The following is a 15,931-nucleotide window of genomic DNA, read 5'->3' as shown; positions in this document are numbered from 1 at the left end:
AGGTACAGGTGCTCGCGCTCGGCGGCGTCCAGCCGCAGCGCACGGCCGATCGCGTCGAGGACGTCCCCGGACACCGTGATGTCGCGGCCCTGCTCCAGCCACGTGTACCAGGACACGCCGACTCCGGCGAGCACGGCGACCTCTTCCCGGCGCAGGCCCGGTGTCCGGCGCCGGCCGCCGCCGGGCATGCCGACGTCGGCCGGTGTGAGCCGCGCGCGGCGGGTGCGCAGGAAGCCGCGGAGCTCGTCGCGGCGGCGGTCGGCGGCGGGAGTGGGGCTTGCCATAGCGCCACGATAGCCACCGCGGCCGGGTGGGCGCCGGTCGCGTTCCCGCCTCCGGCGGTGTGAGGGGCGGCGGTCGGTCAGTCCTCCAGGAGGCGGCGACCGATGATCATCTTCTGGATGTCGGCGGTGCCCTCGCCGATCAGCAGCATCGGGGCCTCGCGGTAGAGGCGCTCGATCTCGTACTCGGTGGAGTAGGCGTAGCCGCCGTGGATGCGGGAACGCGCCCTCGACCACCTCTTTGCAGTACTCGCCGGCGAGGTACTTCGCCATGCCCGCCTCCAGGTCGTTGCGGTCGCCCGAGTCCTTGCGCCGGGCGGCCATCACCACCATCTGGTGCGCGGCCTCGACCTTCGTGGCCATCTCCGCGAGGCGGAACAGGACGGCCTGGTGCTCGGCGATGGGCCTGCCGAACGTCTCGCGCTGCCGCGCGTAGTCCGCCGCCAGCTCGTAGGCGCGCTTGGCGACTCCGCACGCCCGCGCGGCCACGTTCACGCGGCCGACCTCGACGCCGTCCATCATCTGGTAGAAGCCGCGGCCGGGCGTCCCGCCGAGGATCCGGGCGGACGGGACGCGGTAGGCGTCGAAGAGCAGCTCGGTGGTGTCGATGCCCTTGTAGCCCATCTTCCCGATCTTGCCGGGGACGGTCAGGCCGGGCGCGACCTCCCCGAAGCCGGGGGCCTTGTCGATGAGGAACGTCGTCATGCCGCGGTGGCCCGTGTCCGGGTCGGTCTTGACGAGGGTGGCGACGAGGTTGGCCGAGGCGCCGTTCGTCAGCCACATCTTCCGGCCGTCGATCACGTGGTGGTCGCCGTCCGGTACGGCACGGGTCGTGATGGCCGAGACGTCGGACCCGCAGCCGGGCTCCGACATCGAGAACGCGCCGCGGATCTCGCCGGTCGCCATCTTCGGCAGGTAGTGCGCCTTCTGCTCGGCCGTGCCGTGGTGGGTGATCATCCAGGCGACGATGAAGTGGGTGTTGATGACGCCGGACACGCTCATCCAGCCCCGCGCCAGCTCCTCGACCGCCAGCGCGTAGGTCAGCAGCGACTCCCCCAGCCCGCCGTACTCCTCGTCGATCATGAGGCCGAAGAGTCCGAGCTCCTTCATGCCGTCCACGATCGCCTGCGGGTACTCGTCGGCGCGCTCCAGCTCGGACGCGACCGGGAGGATCTCCTTCTCGGTGAACGCGCGCACGGTGGCGATGATCTCGCGCTGCTCGTCCGACAGCCCGTGGGTCTGCTGCAGCCTGCTCACGTAGTGTCACCCTTCTGGAGATTTTTTATACGATCGCCACCGGCGCGGTCGTCCCAGAAGCCCTGCGCCTCCAGGTGCACGACCAGGAGCGTGCCCGCGTGCCGGATGTGGGCGCGCATCGCCTGCCGCGCGGCGCCCGCGTCCCCGGCCCGGAGCCCGGCGAGGACGAGGTGGTGGTCGTCCACCGACGCCTGGCTCCAGCCCTGGATGGTGGAGTAGAAGCGGCGCGGCGCGTAGCGCACCACCAGCCGCAGCAGCCAGGCGGTCTTGGGCGAGTCGGCGCACAGGTTGACCACCCGGTGGAACTGGTGGTTGGCGCGCTCGATCGCCTCGGAGTCCCTGGCCTCGGACGCCTGCTCCAGCAGCGCCTGGGTCCGGGTGAGCGACTCCAGCTCGGCCTCGGTGATCCTCTCGGCCGCGCGGGCGGCCAGCTCGCCGGCGAAGTACGCCTGCGCCTCGAACAGGTCCTGGACGTCCTGCCTGGTCAGCGGGGCGGGCATGAACCCGCGCCGCGGCTCCAGGGTGACGAACCCCTCGCCGCGCAGCGACAGCAGCGCCTCCCGGACGGGGGTGACGCTGATCCCGAGGTCGTCGGCGATGCGCTCCAGGCGGAGGAACTCTCCGTGCCCGACCTGGCCCGACATGATGAGCTCGCGCACGTAGGCGGCCACCTCGTCGCTGAGCTGGCGGCGCCTGCCCAGTGCCTGCTCCGGTGCCACTGTCATCGTCTCCCCGTGCGTCCGCGTCGGTCGTCCGCCGTGATCGTCCCATCATGTTGACATCCCGGGCTCGTAAATCAAATATATGAAATATGCTCCGGGCGGACCAGGGGCGGGAGGAGGCCGGCAGCCGTGTTCACGCTCAGCGACGAGGAGCGCTCCATCGTCGAGGTCGTCGCGGACTTCGTCGACAAGGAGGTCCGCCCGGTCGCCCGGGACCTGGAGCATGCCGGGACGTACCCCGTCCACCTCATCGACCGCATGAAGGAACTCGGCGTCTACGGGCTCGCGGTGCCCGAGCCCTACGGCGACGTCAGCGCGTCCAAGGCGTGCTACGCGCTGGTCACCGAGGAGCTGGCGCGCGGGTGGATGACGCTCGCCGGGGCGTTCGGCGGCCACACGGTCGTCTCGCACCTGCTCGCCGTGTTCGGCACCGAGGAGCAGAAGGCCCGCTACCTCCCCCGCATGGCGACCGGGGAGCTGCGCGCCACGATGGCGCTCACCGAGCCGTCCGGCGGCTCGGACCTGCAGGCGATGGGCACGACCGCGCGGCGGGACGGCGACCGGTACGTCGTCGACGGCGCCAAGATGTGGATCACCAACGCGCGCATGTCGGGCCTGATCGCGCTGATGTGCAAGACCGACCCGGACGCCTCGCCGCGCCACCGGGGCATCAGCGTCCTGCTCGCCGAGAAGGGGCCGGGGCTGGCCGTTTCGCGCGACCTGCCCAAACTCGGCTACAAGGGCGTCGAGAGCTGCGAGCTGTCGTTCGACGGCTACGAGGCACCGCTCGGCGCCGTCCTCGGCGGCGAGGAGGGGCACGGCTTCGCCCAGATGATGAAGGGCCTGGAGGTGGGCCGCATCCAGGTCGCGGCGCGGGCGCTCGGCGTGGGGCGCGCCGCCCTGGAGGACTCCCTGCGCTACGCCCAGGAGCGGGAGGCGTTCGGCAAGCCGATCTGGCGGCACCAGTCGATCGGCAACTACCTCGCCGACATGGCCACCCAGCTGCGCGCCGCCCGGCTGCTCACCCTCGACGCCGCCGCGCGCCTCGACTCCGGCGAGCGCTGCGACATGGAGGCGGGCATGGCCAAGCTCTACGCGTCCGAGGCGGCCATGCAGATCGCGCTGAACGCGGTCCGCATCCACGGCGCGGCGGGCTACTCGACCGAGTTCGACATCGAGCGCTACTTCCGCGACGCCCCGCTCATGATCGTCGGCGAGGGGACGAACGAGATCCAGCGCAACGTGATCGTCAAGCAGCTCGTGGAGCGGAACCGGATCTAGGGGCCGGTCCCGCTCAGGGCCGGGCGGCCGGGTCGTCGCCGGCGCGGATCCAGTCGAAGGTGCGTTCCACGGCGCGCTTCCAGTTGTCGTACTCGGCGTCGCGCCGGCGGGGCTCCATCGCCGGGACCCACCGGGCCGCGCGGTGCCAGTTGCGCCGCAGCCCTTCGAGGCCGGCCCAGTAGCCGACCGCGAGCCCGGCGGCGTAGGCGGCGCCGAGCGACACCGTCTCGACCACCATCGGCCGCGCCACCGGCACGTTCAGCACGTCGGCGACCATCTGCATGACGAGGTTGTCGGACGTCATGCCGCCGTCGGCCTTCAGCTCCCGCAGCGACAGCCCGGAGTCGGCGTTCATCGCGTCGACGACCTCGCGGGTCTGCCAGCCGGTCGCCTCCAGCACGGCCCGCGCCAGGTGCCCCTTGGTGATGTAGGAGGTCAGGCCGACGATGATGCCGCGGGCCTCGCTGCGCCAGTGCGGCGCGAACAGCCCGGAGAACGCCGGGACGATGTAGCAGCCGCCGTTGTCGTCGACCGAGCGGGCCAGCGTCTCGATCTCCGGTGCGGTGGTGATCAGGCCCAGCCCGTCCCGGAACCACTGCACGAGCGCGCCGGTGATCGCGATCGAGCCTTCGAGCGCGTACACGGCGGGCTCGTCGCCGATCTTGTAGCCGACGGTGGTGAGCAGCCCGTTGTCCGACCTGACCGGCGTGGTGCCGGTGTTCATCAGCAGGAACGCGCCCGTCCCGTACGTGCACTTGGTCTCGCCCGGGGAGAAGCACGTCTGCCCGAACAGGGCGGCCTGCTGGTCGCCGAGGGCCGCGCCGACGGTGACGCCGGGGAACACGCGGCGGGCCGTCCCGTAGGTCTCGGTGGACGACCTGATCTCCGGCAGCATCGCCTTCGGGACGCCGAAGAAGTCGAGCAGCCCGTCGTCCCAGCTCAGCGTGTGCAGGTCCATCAGCAGCGTGCGGCTGGCGTTGGTCACGTCGGTGACGTGGACACCGCCGTCCACGCCGCCGCTGAGGTTCCAGACCAGCCAGCTCTCCATCGTGCCGAACAGCACCTCGCCGCGCTCGGCGCGCTCGCGCAGGCCGGGCGTGTGGTCGAGCATCCAGCGGATCCGCGGCGCGGAGAAGTAGGTGGCCAGCGGCAGCCCGCTGCGCTCGGTGACGGCCGCGGCGCCGGGGGCGCGGGCCAGCTCGTCCACGAGCGCGCCGGTCCGCATGTCCTGCCAGACGATGGCGCGGCCGATCGGCACGCCGGTCAGCCGGTCCCACAGGACCGTCGTCTCGCGCTGGTTCGCGATCCCCACGGCGGCGATCTGGTCCGTGGACGCGCCCGCCTGCGCGAGCGCCTCGGGCGCGATGCGCTCGAGGTTGCGCCAGATCTCCATGGGGTCGTGCTCGACCCAGCCGGGCTTCGGGAAATGCTGGCGGTGCTCGCGCTGGGCGACCGACACCAGGCGTCCGCCGTGGTCGAACAGGATGCACCGGGTCGAGGTCGTGCCCTGGTCGATCGACATCACGAAGCGTTCCGTCACGGCCGGCCCCCTCCCCCGGGACGCGCGCCCGCCCGGACCGGCGCCGCCGGCCGGGCGTCACCAGCGCGAGCCGCCGAGGTCCCGGGAGACCGCGCGGGCCGCGTCGCGCACGAACGCGACGAGCCTCGGCTCGGGGACGCGGCGGGCGTCGCAGATCCGCTCGACCGCGCCGGAGATCCCGATCGCGCCGACGACCAGGCCGCCGTGCCCGCGGATCGGCGCGGCGATGCCCGCCTCGCCGATGGACAGCTCCTCGCTCTCGGCGGCCCAGCCGTTCTCCCGGACCCGGGTGGCCGCCCGCGCGAGCTCCTTCGGGTCGGTGATGGTGCGCCGGCAGTACGACTCCAGGACGGTGTCGCGGATCGACGCCGCGGCGTTGGCGTCGTGGGCGATGAGCGCCTTGCCGAGCGCGGTGGCGTGCAGCGGGAGCAGCGAGCCGACGTCCATGGCCTGGAGCGTGTCGTCCGGGCGGAACACGTGGTGGACGACCAGGACCCGGCCGTCCAGCAGCGTCCCGATGCGGACGGCCTCGCCGCTGCGGGACGCGAGGGCGTCGGCCCAGTTGATGGCCCGCGACCGCAGCTCGTTGACGTCCAGGTAGCTGGTCCCGAGGTGCAGCAGGGCGGCGCCGAGCTGGTACTTGCCGGTGCCGCCGTCCTGCTCGACGAACCCGACGCGCTCCAGCGTGCGCAGGATGCCGTGCGCGGTGCCCCGGGCGAGCCCCAGGGACGAGGCCACCTCGCCGACGCCCAGCCGGCCCGAGCTCGCGGCGAGCAGGCGCAGGATCGCGGCGGCCCGCTCGATCGACTGCACAGGTCCGGGCATGGGTCCGATGCTAGTTCGCGCGGCAGAGTGCCGACAATGTCGGCAGCCGCCGCGATCACCGTCCTCTGCGCCCCGAACTGCCCGGATTCTGTGATCTGGTGCACAGGGTGGAGGGTAACCGCCGCCAGGCAAGGAGGAAAGTGTTCGACATTGTCGGCACCGTCCCATTGTGGGGCGTTCCGGGGCGGCTTAGCGTCCTGCCCAGCCTCGACGGGGGCCAGCGTCCACCCCGGCATCATCAGGAGCGCTCATGGCGGAACGACCAAGAATCCCCACGCTCGCCGGCGAACTCGCGGCCGAGTTCGCCGGCACCATGATCCTCATCCTCTTCGGCGTCGGCGTCGTCGCCCAGGTCGCCGGCGCCGAGATCGGCGACCACGACAGCATCGCCTGGGCCTGGGGGCTCGGCGTCACGCTCGGCGTCTACGTCGCGGCGCGCATCAGCGGCGCGCACATCAACCCGGCCGTCACGTTCGCACTCGCGGTCTTCAGGGAGTTCTCCTGGCGCAAGGTCGCGCCCTACCTCGCCGCGCAGACCGCGGGGGCGTTCGTCGCGGCGCTGATCGTCCGGTGGAACTACAGCGAGATCCTGGCCAAGGTCGACCCCGGCCACACCATCAAGACGCAGGGCGTCTTCTCCACCCTGCCGGGCAACGGGACCCTCCCGGTCGGGACCTGGGGCGCGTTCCGCGACCAGATCATCGGCACCGCCATCCTGCTCTTCCTGATCAAGGCGCTCACCGACATGCGCAACGCGCCGCCGCTGGCCAACCTCGCCCCGTTCATGATCGGTCTCATCGTGGTGGCGATCGGGATGGCGTTCGGCAGCGCCGCCGGCTACGCGATCAACCCGGCCCGCGACTTCGGCCCCCGGCTCGCCTCGTTCCTGACCGGCTACGGCGGCGCGTGGCGCGACCAGTACGGCGACCTGTACTTCTGGGTCCCGATCATCGCGCCCCTCATCGGAGCCGTGCTCGGCGTCGCCCTCTACAAGCTCCTGATCGGCCGGTTCCTGCCCGCCGAGGACGAGAGCGCGCGGCCGGCCGCGAAGCCCGAACCGGAGTACAAGGCGGCGTGACCCGTCCCGTCCCACGCCTCCCGTCCACTCCAGGAGAGACCGAACCCCCAGGAGAGACCAAGCATGGCTGACTTCGTCGGAGCGCTCGACCAGGGCACCACGAGCACCCGCTTCATGATCTTCGACCACGGCGGCAACGAGATCGCCCGCCACCAGCTCGAGCACCAGCAGATCCTGCCGCGGGCCGGGTGGGTCGAGCACGACCCCACCGAGATCTGGGAACGCACCCGGGCCGTCCTCCAGTCGGCGCTCACCAAGGCCGATCTCGGCCACACCGATCTGGCCGCGCTCGGCGTCACCAACCAGCGCGAGACGACCGTGGTGTGGAACCGGCGGACCGGCCGGCCGTACTACAACGCGATCGTCTGGCAGGACACCCGCACCGACCGGATCGCCGCGGCCCTGGAGCGGGAGGGCAAGGGCGACGTCATCCGGCGCAAGGCCGGCCTGCCCCCGGCCACGTACTTCTCCGGCGGCAAGATCCAGTGGATCCTGGAGAACGTCGACGGGGTCCGGGAGGCCGCCGAGAACGGCGACGCCGTCTTCGGCACCACCGACAGCTGGGTGCTGTGGAACCTGACGGGCGGGACGGACGGCGGCGTGCACGTCACCGACCCGACCAACGCCAGCCGCACCATGCTGATGGACCTGGAGACCCTCGACTGGGACGACGAACTGCTGTCGCTCTTCGGGATCCCCCGGCGGATGCTCGCGGAGATCAAGCCGTCCTCCGCGCCCGGCGCCTACGGGACGACCCGCGCGGACGGCCCGCTGGGCGGCGAGGTGCCGCTGACCGCCGCGCTCGGCGACCAGCAGGCGGCGACGGTCGGGCAGGTGTGCTTCGCGCCCGGGGAGGCCAAGAACACCTACGGCACCGGCAACTTCCTCCTGCTCAACACCGGCAACGAACTCGTCCGCTCGTCGCAGGGACTCCTGACGACGGTCTGCTACCAGTTCGGCCAGGAGAAGCCGGTGTACGCGCTGGAGGGGTCGATCGCGGTGACGGGGTCGGCGGTGCAGTGGCTGCGCGACCAGCTCGGCATCATCTCCGGCGCGTCGCAGAGCGAGTCGCTGGCGCGGCAGGTCGACGACAACGGCGGGGTCTACTTCGTGCCCGCGTTCTCCGGGCTGTTCGCGCCCTACTGGCGCTCGGACGCCCGCGGCGCGATCGTCGGGCTGTCGCGGTTCAACACCAACGCCCACCTGGCCCGCGCCACCCTGGAATCGATCTGCTACCAGTCCCGCGACGTGGTCGAGGCGATGCGCGAGGACTCCGGCGTCTCGCTGGACGTGCTCAAGGTCGACGGCGGCGTCACCGAGAACGAGCTGTGCATGCAGCTGCAGGCCGACGTCCTGGGCGTCCCGGTCTCGCGGCCCGTGGTCGCCGAGACCACCGCGCTGGGCGCCGCCTACGCCGCCGGCCTGGCCGTCGGATTCTGGCACACCACCCACGAACTGCGCCAGAACTGGAACGAGGACCGCCGCTGGGAACCCACCTGGACCGACGAGCAGCGCCGGACCGGCTACGCCGGCTGGAAGAAGGCCGTCAGCCGCACTCTGGACTGGGTGGAGCTGGACTGACGGCCCGTTGGCCGAATCGCGGCGAGCCGTCGTCCTCCCGGCCTCCAGGACGACGGCTCGCCGCAACCCGGCGGCAGGACACTTTGACCGACCTCTCCTCGGGAGCGTGAAGTGACATCCGTAGCCCTCGGACAGCAGTACCGCGAGGACGCCTTGCGCGACCTCGCCGAGACCGAGTTCGACGTCCTGGTCGTCGGCGGCGGCATCGTCGGCGCCGGCGCGGCCCTCGACGCGACCTCGCGCGGCCTCTCCGTCGCCCTGGTGGAGGCCCGGGACTGGGCGGCCGGGACGTCCAGCCGGTCCAGCAAGCTGATCCACGGCGGGCTGCGCTATCTCGAACAGCGCGACTTCGGCCTCGTCCGGGAGGCCCTGAGGGAGCGCGGCCTGCTCCTGCACCGGCTCGCCCCGCACCTGGTGCGCCCCGTCCAGTTCCTCTACCCGCTGCGCAACCGGGTGTGGGAGCGGGCGTACGTGAGCGCGGGCGTCACCCTCTACGACACGATGGGCGGCGCCCGCGCGCTCCCCCGGCACCGGCAGCTGACGCGGCGCGGCGCCCTGCGGGAGGCCCCGGCCCTGCGGTCGGACGCGCTGGTCGGCGCGATCCAGTACTACGACGCGCAGGTCGACGACGCCCGCTACACGATGATGGTCGCCCGGACCGCCGCGCAGTACGGCGCGAAGGTCGCCACCCGCGCGGAGATGACCGGTTTCCTGCGGGAGGGCGAGCGGGTGACCGGCGCCCGCGTCCTCGACCTGGAGGGCGGACGGGAGATCGCCGTCCGGGCCCGGCGGGTGGTGTGCGCGACCGGGGTGTGGACGGACGGCGCGCAGGCGATGACCGGGACGCGGGCCGTGTTCGGCGTGCAGGCGTCCAAAGGCGTCCACCTGGTGGTGCCGCGCGACCGGATCCAGATGGACACCGGTCTGATCACGCGGACGCCCAGAAGCGTGCTGTTCATCATCCCGTGGGGACGGCACTGGCTCGTCGGCACCACCGACACCCCGCACGAGGACGGGCCGGAGGATCCGATCGCCGAGCACACCGACATCGGTTACCTCCTCGACCAGGTCAACGCCGTGCTGCGGACCCCGCTGACGCACGACGACGTCGAGGGCGTCTACGCGGGCCTGCGCCCGCTGCTGTCGGGCGAGCCCGACGACACCGCCCGCCTGTCGCGCGAGCACGCCGTCGCCGAGCCGGTTCCGGGCATGATCGTGGTCACCGGCGGCAAGTTCACCACCTACCGGGTCATGGCGCGGGACGCCGTCGACGCGGTCGCCGAGAGCCTCGACGACGCCGTCCCCGAGTCGGTCACCGGGCGGCTGCCGATCATCGGCGCGGTCGGCTTCGAGGTGCTGTGGAACGAGCGCCGCCGCCTGGCCGCCGAGTCCGGTTTGCACGTCGCGCGGGTCGAGCACCTGCTGCGCCGGTACGGGTCGTGCGCCCTCGAGGTCCTCGCCCTGGTCGCGGACGACCCGCCGCTCGGCACCGCCATCCCCGGCGCGGAGGACTACCTGTCCGCCGAGGCCGTCTACGCGGTGACGCACGAGGGCGCCCTGCACCTTGAGGACGTCCTGTCGCGGCGCCTGCGCGTCTCGATCGAGGAACGGGACGGCGGCGTCGCCGCGGCCTCCCACGTCGCCGGGCTCCTGGCGCCCCTGCTCGGCTGGGGCGGCGAGGAGGCGGCCGACGAGGTCAAGCGCTACGTCCTGCGGATCAGCGCCGAGCGCCGCGGCGGCCCGGCCGTCGAGGAGGCGCCGGTACCCGCCGCCTAGGTCGGCCGTCGGGCCGCCGTCCCCGGCACACTGGGCTCCGGGCGGACCGCGTGAATCGAGGTGAACGGTCCAGCGTCTTCTCGACATGTCCTGGGACGCATGAAACCGGACCTGCATCCGTTCGACCGCGGCCGGGCGCGCGAGACCGTGGGGCGCCTGCGCCCCGCCGCGGACGTGCCGGCTCCGCCGGACACGCGCCCCGGCCTCACCTGGGTGAGGGAGGTCGTCGCGCCGTGGTACCGCGCCATGGACGAGCCTCTGACCGAGGAGTACGGTCCGTGGGCGATCGGGTGGCACTGGATCCGGCTGAGCGGAGGCCCCGTCAGCGCCTGGGGCACCCCGGCGGAATCCATCACGACGCCGGTCGAGACCCTCGACCGCGTCGCTTCGGCCCTGGTCGAGTGGCGCGGCTTCCTTGAGACGCTGGCCGAGATCTTCGACGGGTTCTCCGTGCACGGCGGGCGGCCCGGGGACGGCGGGCCGATGTGGGATCGCGCCGCCGTCCGCCTCATCACGCTCACCACGGAGCGCACCGAGGCCAACGAGATGTGGTACGAGACCTACGCAGCGGTCCTGGGCTGGTTCCTCTCCCATGCCGGCGTCCCCGAGGGCGAGGCCGCGTCGCTGATCGGGGACGCGATCGGCGGGCGGTTCAGCAGCTGGGTCGCGCCTGAGGACACGGTCGTGGAGGAGGTCGGCGGCCGGCTCGCCGCCGGACTCGGCCGGCGCGATGGCTGAAGACGCGCTCGGCGCGTGGCTCCGGGTACGCGGGACCGTGCCGTGGGCGGAGCTGGGTTCCGCGGAGGCCCCGGTGGCCGGGCGGCGGGACGGCGCGGAGCACCACATCCGACCGTCGACCAGGCCCGGCCCCCTGCCCGCGACGGCCGCCCTCCGCCATGCCCTCGTCCTGGAGCCTGCGGGCCACGTAGAGGCTGTCGTCGATCTCCAGGCCGCCCCTGACACCGTCGCGCATGTTGAGCTTGGCGGTGATCGCGATGCGGTCGCCGACCTCGTCGCGGACGGCGCGGGCGATGCCGAGCGCGACCTTCGCGCGGTTCTCCACCGGGCCGCCGTAGGCGTCCTCGCGCTTGTTGAGGCGGGGGCTGAGGAACGAGCTGGCCAGGTAGTTGTGCCCGAAGTGGATCTCGACGGCGTCGAAGCCCGACTCGATCGCGAGGCGCGCGGCCTCGGCGTGCGCCCGGGTGATCCGCTCGATGTCCGCGGCGGTGGCCACCTTGGTGAAGCGCATGCCGAGCGGGTTGAAGAACCGCCCGGCCGAGATCGCGGGCAGCCCTGTCGAGCTCGCGTCGGCGACGGGCCCGGCGTGGCCGATCTGCGCCGCCGCGGCGGCGCCCTCGGCGTGGACGGCGTCGGTGAGCCGCCGCAGGCCGGGGACGGCGTCGGGCCGCATCCAGATCTGGTCCCGCTCGGTGCGTCCCTCCGGGGCGACGGCGCAGTACGCGACGGTCGTCATGGCCACTCCCCCGGCGGCGGGCCGCCGGTGGTACTCGATCAGCTCGTCGCTCACCACCGCGCCGGGCGTCATCCCCTCGAACGTCGCGGCCTTGATCACGCGGTTGCGCAGGGTGAGCGGCCCGAGCCTGGCCGGTTCGAACACGTCCATGGGATGCACTCCGGGGGTCGGGGCCCGCGGCGGGCGCCGCGGGCCCGGCGTGTCAGAGGCGTTCGATGATGGTGACGTTGGCCTGGCCGCCGCCTTCGCACATGGTCTGGAGGCCGTAGCGGCCGCCGGTGCGCTCCAGTTCGTGCAGGAGGGTCGTCATCAGGCGGGCGCCGGTGGCGCCGAGCGGGTGGCCGAGGGCGATGGCGCCGCCGTTGGGGTTGGTCGCGGCCGGGTCGGCGCCGGTCTCCTTCAGCCAGGCGAGGACGACGGACGCGAACGCCTCGTTGATCTCGACGGCGTCGAGGTCGCCGATCGTCATCCCGGTCTTCTTCAGCGCGAACGCGGTCGCGGGGATGGGCGCGGACAGCATGCGGATCGGGTCCTCGCCGCGCGCGGAGATGTGGTGGATGCGGGCGCGCGGGGTGAGCCCGTGGTCCTTGACCGCCTGCTCGGAGGCGATGAGGAGCGCGGCGGCGCCGTCGGAGATCTGGGACGACACGGCCGCGGTGAGGCGCCCGCCGTCCACGAGGGTCTTCAGGCCCGCCATCTTCTCCAGCGTGGTGTCGCGGCGCGGCCCCTCGTCGGTGGCGACGTCCTCATAGGGGGCGATCTCGCGCTCGAAGCGGCCCTCGTCGATGGCGCGGAGGGCCCGCTGGTGCGACTCGTAGGCGAACGCCTCCATGTCCTCGCGGGAGATGTCCCAGTCGCGGGCGATCATCTCGGCGCCGTTGAACTGCGTCACCTCGGCGTCGCCGTAGCGGCGCGTCCAGCCCTTGGAGCCGGCGAAGGGGCCCTCGGTGAAGCCGAGCTGCGCGGCGGCGGTCATCGCGGACCCGATCGGGATCTGCGACATGTTCTGCACTCCGCCCGCCACGACCAGGTCCGACGTCCCCGACAGGACGGCCTGCGCGGCGAAGTGGACGGCCTGCTGCGACGAGCCGCACTGCCGGTCGACGGTGACGCCGGGGACCTCCTCGGGCAGCCCGGCGGCGAGCCAGCAGGTGCGGGCGATGTCGCCGGCCTGCGGCCCGAGCGTGTCGACGCAGCCGAACACGACGTCCTCGACGGCGGCGGGGTCGGCCTTCGTCCGGTCCATCAACGCCGTCAGCACGTGCGCGCCGAGGTCGGCGGGATGCGCGGAGGCCAGTCCGCCGCCGCGCCGCCCGACCGGGGCGCGGACCGCGTCGACGATGTATGCCTCGGCCATGGCTCTCTCCTTAGGTACGGCCTAGCTCGCCTGGACCCCTTCGAGGAACATGGCGAGGTACTGCTTGGCGATGTCGTCGGCGGACAGCCGCCCGCCGGGCTGGTACCAGTTCGCGGCGACCCAGACGGTGTCGCGGACGAACCGGTAGACGAGGCTCGGGTCGAGGTCGCCGCGGAACGCGCCCTCGCGCATGCCGCGCTCCAGGAGCGACAGCCACATCTCCTCGAACCGGCGCCGCGACTCGTGCAGGTAGTGGAACCGCTCGCTCGTCGCGAGGTGCTTGGACTCGTTCTGGTAGAGGACGACGGCGGGCCGGTGCCGGTCGATCGAGCGGAACGACTCGACGACGATGCCCTCCAGGGTTTCGCGTGCGCTGAGCCCGGCCCCCAGGACGCGGTCGTAGGCGATCCACATGTCGTCCAGGAAGGTCGAGAGGATCTCGTCGGCCATCGCCTCCTTGGAGTCGAAGTGGTAGTAGAGGCTGCCGCCGAGGATCCCCGCGGCGTCGGCCACCTTCCTGACGGTGGTGGCGGAGTAGCCCTGGGAGGCGAACACCTCGGCGGCCGTGGCGAGCAGTTCGGCCCGCCGTTCCGCGCGGGCGGCGGCGGTGCCCTCGGCGTCGCGCCTTCGTGGACTCATGCGCTGTTCCCCTGGATACCGGTCTTCTTACGCGTGCTGGGAGGAGACGGAGACGACCTCGCCCGTCATGTACGAGGAGTAGTCGCTGGCCAGGAAGACGATGACGTTGGCCACCTCCCATGGTTCCGCATAGCGGCCGAACGCCTCGCGGCGCGTCAGCTCGTCCAGCAGGTCCTCCGAGGTCACCTTCACCAGGTGGGGGTGCATCGCGAGGGAGGGCGAGACGGCGTTGACCCGGACGCCGAAGTCCGCGGCCTCCAGCGCGGAGCAGCGGGTGAGCGCCATGACGCCGGCCTTGGCGGCGGCGTAGTGGGACTGCCCCTTCTGCGCCCGCCAGCCGATCACCGACGCGTTGTTGACGACCACGCCCGAGCCCTGCTCCCGCATGATCCGCAGGGCGGCGCGGGTGCAGCGCATCGTGCCGTTGAGCGTGATGCCGATGACGCGGTCCCACTGCTCGTCGGCCATGTCGACCAGGTCGGCCGTCCCGCCGAGGCCGGCGTTGTTGACGGCGACGTCGATGCGCCCGAAGCGCTCGGCGGCGAGGCCGTAGAGGGCCTGGACCTGCTCCTCGGACGTCACGTCGCAGGGCAGCGAGGCGACCCGGTCGGCGCCGAACTCCTTCTCCAGTTCCCGCGCGGAGGCGGTCAGCCGCCGCTCGTGGGTGTCGGAGATCAGGACGCGGGCGCCCTCCTCCAGGCAGCGGCGGGCGGTGGCGCCGCCGATCCCGGCCCCGGCCGCCGCGGTGATCACGACGGCGCGGTCCTTGAGGAGACCGTGTCCGGGGACGTAGGGCGGGGTCATCCGCGTGCCTCTCTGCTCGGGGCCGGCTCACGGGGGAGTCCGAGCACCCGCTCGGCGATGATGTTGCGCTGAATCTCGTTCGACCCCGCGTAGATCGTGTCGGAGCGGGAGAACAGGAAGAGCCGCTGCCAGTCGTTCAGATCATAGGGTTCGCCGCCGGCGACGAGACCGGCCGCGCCGAGGACGTCCATGGCCAGTTCGCCCAGCTCGCGGTGCCAGGTGCCCCAGACGAGCTTGGAGATCGACGACTCGGGTCCCGGCGCCCCGGCGGTGACGCCCGCCATCGTCCGGACCGCGTTCAGCCGCATGATCTCCAGCCCCGCGTAGGACCTCGTCAGCCGGTCGCGCAGCAGCGGGTCGTCGATGGCGCCGGTGCGGCGGGCCAGTTCGGCGACGCCCTCGAACTCGCGCCGGAACCCGACCTGCTGGCCGAGCGTCGCGACGCCGCGCTCGAAGCCCAGCGTGGCCATCGCGATCTTCCAGCCCTCGCCGGGCCCGCCGACGATGTTGCCCACGTCCGTGCGGGCGCCGTCGAAGAAGACCTCGTTGAACTCCGAGGTCCCGGTGAGCTGGACGATCGGCCGGATGTCCACGCCGTCCTGCCTCATCGGGACGAGCAGGTACGAGAGCCCTCTGTGCCGGGACGATCCCGGCTCGGTGCGGCAGACGACGAAGCACCAGTCCGATTCGAGGGCCAGCGACGTCCAGACCTTCTGGCCGTCGATCCGCCAGCGGCCGCCCTCCAGCTCCGCGCGGGTCTGCACGTTGGCGAGGTCGGACCCGGCGTTCGGCTCGGAGTAGCCCTGGCACCACAGCTCCTCGACCGCGACGATCGGCGGGAGGAAGCGGGCGCGCTGCTCGTCGGTGCCGAACGCGACGATCGTGGGGCCGAGCAGGTTCTCGCCGATGTGGTTGACCCGCGCGGGTCCGTCGGCGAGCGCGTACTCCTCGTTGAAGATCACCTGCTGCTCGACGGTGGCGCCGCGCCCGCCGTGCTCCTCGGGCCAGCCCACGCACGTCCAGCCGGCGGCGGCCATGTGCCGTTCCCAGGCCAGCCGCTCCTCGAACGCCTCGTGCTCGCGGCCGGGGCCGCCGAGCCCGCGGGCGTGCGCGAACTCGCCCGACAGGTTGGCCTCGAGCCAGTCGCGGACCTCGGCGCGGAACGCCCGGTCCGCCGGGGACTCGTTCTGCTTCACGCCGCGCACTCTACCAAACAGTTGTTAGAAAGAATCGCCCCCCAGCGCGGGCGCGGCCGCGCGCTCCGCCACCGGTCCGGAGGCGTGCGACGGCGCCCGCACGGGCCGCCTGCCCACGGC

At 72.5% G+C, this 15,931-nt stretch carries 15 protein-coding genes and 1 pseudogene; 5 read left to right on the top strand and 11 right to left on the bottom strand.

Going from position 1 to position 15,931, the window contains the following annotated elements:
* From E1281_RS25215 to E1281_RS25205, 4 genes and pseudogenes are all read right to left on the bottom strand, one after another.
* The coding region (locus E1281_RS25215) for a helix-turn-helix transcriptional regulator (protein WP_243717380.1) at positions 1–188 on the bottom strand (188 nt) is incomplete at its 3' end.
* A 173-nt stretch (positions 189–361) separates the two neighbouring features.
* Positions 362–460, bottom strand: a complete 99-nt coding sequence (locus tag E1281_RS42855; RefSeq protein WP_347813307.1) for an acyl-CoA dehydrogenase family protein — start codon at positions 458–460, stop codon at positions 362–364.
* Positions 461–560: 100 nt separating this feature from the next.
* Positions 561–1,478, bottom strand: a pseudogene (locus E1281_RS25210) (acyl-CoA dehydrogenase family protein); the annotation flags it as partial.
* Between the two features lie 56 nt (positions 1,479–1,534).
* Positions 1,535–2,263, bottom strand: a complete 729-nt coding sequence (locus E1281_RS25205; RefSeq protein WP_131882146.1) for a GntR family transcriptional regulator — start codon at positions 2,261–2,263, stop codon at positions 1,535–1,537.
* 126 nt (positions 2,264–2,389) lie between these two features.
* Between E1281_RS25205 and E1281_RS25200 the strand changes: the two genes are divergently transcribed.
* The gene (locus E1281_RS25200) at positions 2,390–3,541 is read left to right on the top strand and encodes an acyl-CoA dehydrogenase family protein (protein WP_131882145.1); all 1,152 of its coding nucleotides are present in this window, start codon (positions 2,390–2,392) and stop codon (positions 3,539–3,541) included.
* A gap of 13 nt (positions 3,542–3,554) precedes the next feature.
* Here E1281_RS25200 and glpK (E1281_RS25195) read toward each other — a convergent pair whose 3' ends face one another.
* On the bottom strand, positions 3,555–5,081 hold the full coding sequence (glpK, locus tag E1281_RS25195) for a glycerol kinase GlpK (RefSeq protein ID WP_131882144.1): 1,527 nt from the start codon (positions 5,079–5,081) through the stop codon (positions 3,555–3,557).
* A 57-nt stretch (positions 5,082–5,138) separates the two neighbouring features.
* Entirely contained in the window at positions 5,139–5,906 is a 768-nt protein-coding gene (locus E1281_RS25190) for an IclR family transcriptional regulator (protein ID WP_131882143.1), read from the bottom strand.
* A gap of 250 nt (positions 5,907–6,156) precedes the next feature.
* Here E1281_RS25190 and E1281_RS25185 point away from each other — a divergent pair, with 250 nt between their 5' ends.
* The 4 genes from E1281_RS25185 (at position 6,157) to E1281_RS25170 (ending at position 11,079) form a co-directional block, all read left to right on the top strand.
* A complete protein-coding gene (locus tag E1281_RS25185; RefSeq protein ID WP_131882142.1) occupies positions 6,157–6,984 on the top strand; it encodes an MIP/aquaporin family protein in 828 nt (275 codons plus the stop codon).
* A 63-nt stretch (positions 6,985–7,047) separates the two neighbouring features.
* Positions 7,048–8,565: a glycerol kinase GlpK gene (glpK, locus tag E1281_RS25180; RefSeq protein WP_131882141.1), complete on the top strand. Its 1,518-nt coding sequence runs from the start codon at positions 7,048–7,050 to the stop codon at positions 8,563–8,565.
* A 153-nt stretch (positions 8,566–8,718) separates the two neighbouring features.
* Positions 8,719–10,341, top strand: coding sequence for a glycerol-3-phosphate dehydrogenase/oxidase (locus E1281_RS25175; RefSeq protein WP_243717379.1), 1,623 nt, complete (start codon positions 8,719–8,721; stop codon positions 10,339–10,341).
* A 99-nt stretch (positions 10,342–10,440) separates the two neighbouring features.
* On the top strand, positions 10,441–11,079 hold the full coding sequence (locus tag E1281_RS25170; protein ID WP_131882139.1) for a hypothetical protein: 639 nt from the start codon (positions 10,441–10,443) through the stop codon (positions 11,077–11,079).
* Here the strand turns inward: E1281_RS25170 and E1281_RS25165 are convergent.
* From E1281_RS25165 to E1281_RS25145, 5 genes are read right to left on the bottom strand one after another with little or no spacing between them, the layout of a single operon-like run.
* A complete protein-coding gene (locus E1281_RS25165) occupies positions 10,994–11,965 on the bottom strand; it encodes a hypothetical protein (RefSeq protein ID WP_131882138.1) in 972 nt (323 codons plus the stop codon). The two genes, E1281_RS25170 and E1281_RS25165, sit on opposite strands and share 86 nt — an antisense overlap.
* Positions 11,966–12,017: 52 nt before the next feature.
* On the bottom strand, positions 12,018–13,172 hold the full coding sequence (locus E1281_RS25160) for an acetyl-CoA C-acetyltransferase (protein WP_131882137.1): 1,155 nt from the start codon (positions 13,170–13,172) through the stop codon (positions 12,018–12,020).
* 21 nt (positions 13,173–13,193) lie between these two features.
* Positions 13,194–13,811: a TetR/AcrR family transcriptional regulator gene (locus E1281_RS25155; protein ID WP_131882136.1), complete on the bottom strand. Its 618-nt coding sequence runs from the start codon at positions 13,809–13,811 to the stop codon at positions 13,194–13,196.
* Between the two features lie 27 nt (positions 13,812–13,838).
* A complete protein-coding gene (locus tag E1281_RS25150) occupies positions 13,839–14,615 on the bottom strand; it encodes an SDR family oxidoreductase (protein WP_131882135.1) in 777 nt (258 codons plus the stop codon).
* Entirely contained in the window at positions 14,612–15,811 is a 1,200-nt protein-coding gene (locus tag E1281_RS25145; RefSeq protein WP_131882134.1) for an acyl-CoA dehydrogenase family protein, read from the bottom strand. The genes E1281_RS25150 and E1281_RS25145 overlap by 4 nt, the downstream gene beginning before the upstream one ends.
* Positions 15,812–15,931: the final 120 nt, after the last annotated feature.

This window comes from Actinomadura sp. KC345, from assembly GCF_004348515.1.
Classification (GTDB): Bacteria; Actinomycetota; Actinomycetes; order Streptosporangiales; family Streptosporangiaceae; genus Spirillospora.
The sequence above is the reverse complement of the archived record's forward strand: the minus strand, read 5'-3'. Positions and strand labels throughout refer to the sequence as shown.

Bases quoted from the DNA above. Each gene is read 5' to 3' on its own strand.
- E1281_RS25205 (WP_131882146.1), bottom strand. From the start codon at position 2,263: ATGACAGTGGCACCGGAGCAGGCACTGGGCAGGCGCCGCCAGCTCAGC.
- E1281_RS25190 (WP_131882143.1), bottom strand. From the start codon at position 5,906: ATGCCCGGACCTGTGCAGTCGATCGAGCGGGCCGCCGCGATCCTGCGC.
- E1281_RS25185 (WP_131882142.1), top strand. From the start codon at position 6,157: ATGGCGGAACGACCAAGAATCCCCACGCTCGCCGGCGAACTCGCGGCC.
- glpK (WP_131882141.1), top strand. From the start codon at position 7,048: ATGGCTGACTTCGTCGGAGCGCTCGACCAGGGCACCACGAGCACCCGC.
- E1281_RS25170 (WP_131882139.1), top strand. From the start codon at position 10,441: ATGAAACCGGACCTGCATCCGTTCGACCGCGGCCGGGCGCGCGAGACC.
- E1281_RS25165 (WP_131882138.1), bottom strand. From the start codon at position 11,965: ATGGACGTGTTCGAACCGGCCAGGCTCGGGCCGCTCACCCTGCGCAAC.
- E1281_RS25160 (WP_131882137.1), bottom strand. From the start codon at position 13,172: ATGGCCGAGGCATACATCGTCGACGCGGTCCGCGCCCCGGTCGGGCGG.
- E1281_RS25155 (WP_131882136.1), bottom strand. From the start codon at position 13,811: ATGAGTCCACGAAGGCGCGACGCCGAGGGCACCGCCGCCGCCCGCGCG.
- E1281_RS25150 (WP_131882135.1), bottom strand. From the start codon at position 14,615: ATGACCCCGCCCTACGTCCCCGGACACGGTCTCCTCAAGGACCGCGCC.